This is a genomic window from Psychrobacter sp. 1U2 (genome assembly GCF_051847575.1).
In genome coordinates this window covers 1-702 of sequence record NZ_JBPYDC010001114.1, presented here as the reverse complement: position 1 = coordinate 702, position 702 = coordinate 1, and the positions used below count along the sequence as shown (strand labels likewise).

The window sequence follows — 702 nt, the reverse complement described above, 5'->3', positions numbered from 1 at the left end:
GCCGGCGATGATAACGCGTGGACCCGTCATGTACCTTTTATGATAGTTATCAAAAATAAGAGTGTGCTTATCATCGTGAAGTAAGGCTTGTAGCTCTTTGCAAATACCTGGCGCGACGATAGTGATAGCAGCGCCGGCACGACTGAGTAAGTCGGCTTTGCGCAGCGCGACATCACCACCACCAACGATCAGTACTTTGCGGTCTTCTAATTTAAAAAACAATGGAAAGGTGTTCATAGCATCACCAATTATTCAGTCAATGTAAGATATGCCACCATTATGAAGTATCACAGGCACACGCTCACGTAGTGAATTGGCATTAGCATATTCGTTTTTGTCATGTTAGTTGTGATTTTTGATGGAATGTGGAATAGAGGGGAGAATAATGTTAAGAACGCTTGCGACAAAAAAGCTCTCTTACAAGTGTAAAAGAGCCTTTTAAACAGAGATTTTTAAACGATGAGTTACGGTAACGCTTGATTACAACTGCGTATGCAGACCACACTCACGATGCTCTTCTACCTTGGTTGGGTCAAAGTAGTCAAACTCATTTGGCAGATTATGCTCATCTAAATACACATCTAAATCGCTATCGGTTTTTTCAAATAAAGGCGCGACTTTTAACACGCCATCTTTTGATAAGCTAAGAACATCAAGACCTTGACGGAATTCGGTTTGATCCTTGCGAATAGCATTGAACCA

The 702-nt window shown here is 41.5% G+C and carries 1 protein-coding gene and 1 pseudogene; both read right to left on the bottom strand.

Going from position 1 to position 702, the window contains the following annotated elements; translation table 11 throughout:
- Window positions 1–237 (bottom strand): precorrin-2 dehydrogenase/sirohydrochlorin ferrochelatase family protein (locus ACS8FD_RS20685; protein WP_439277248.1); only part of this gene is annotated, 237 nt, incomplete at its 3' end.
- A 243-nt stretch (window positions 238–480) separates the two neighbouring features.
- Window positions 481–702 (bottom strand): annotated as a pseudogene (locus ACS8FD_RS20680) (phosphoadenosine phosphosulfate reductase family protein); the annotation flags it as partial.